This window comes from Bartonella sp. MR168JLCBS, assembly GCF_042194175.1.
Genome location: NZ_JBHIMP010000453.1, coordinates 1 through 651 on the forward strand (window position 1 = coordinate 1; position 651 = coordinate 651).

Sequence of the window (651 nt, forward strand, 5' to 3'; positions counted from 1 at the left end):
ATATTGATGAAAAACCTCTGGACGTTGCTCAAGAAATGTTTCCAAATGTCCATTGGAGTGATCTTCATGCTGATTGGGTCGAACATTACAGCTCTTTGTCCCCAACTGGAAACAGAGATACGCAAAGTTATAATGGAGGAAGCTACAATGGACAGGCCGATCATGGAGGGAGTATGCACAGACCCAAAATGGTAACCTTGGCTGAATGCAGGTGGTTTGAAAGGGAGGTTGTTTATAAAGTCCTCAATCCAATAACCGGTAAGTTTACCGATTATTCTAAGCAGGATTTCCAAAATCTTAGTAAAAATTGTCAAACGAGCCTTCTTGGGAAAAAAATTGCTTGAAATCCCTGATAAACCATTGGTCCCACACAATCAATTAGGGTGGGAGTGTATTACCGGAACTTTTGATAAGTTAAGCCGACAGTTCTATGGGATTGTCAGGCCAACAAAAGATCCGCAACGCTGGGCGAATAAATATTTTAGCCAAATCATGCACTTGCTCAATAGTCAATCAAAAGGCGGAATCATGGCAGAACGCGATGCTTTCGATGATGATCGACAAGCAACCGAAAGCTGGGCTAGAGCAGACAGTATTACTTGGCTTACAAGTGGTGCTGTGTCTGGTGGAAGAATCCAGCCTAAACCTGTG

1 pseudogene is annotated in these 651 nt (G+C 42.9%); it reads left to right on the plus strand.

The features are described from left to right. Nucleotides 1–651, plus strand: a pseudogene (locus ACFIK8_RS11920) (phage portal protein); the annotation flags it as partial.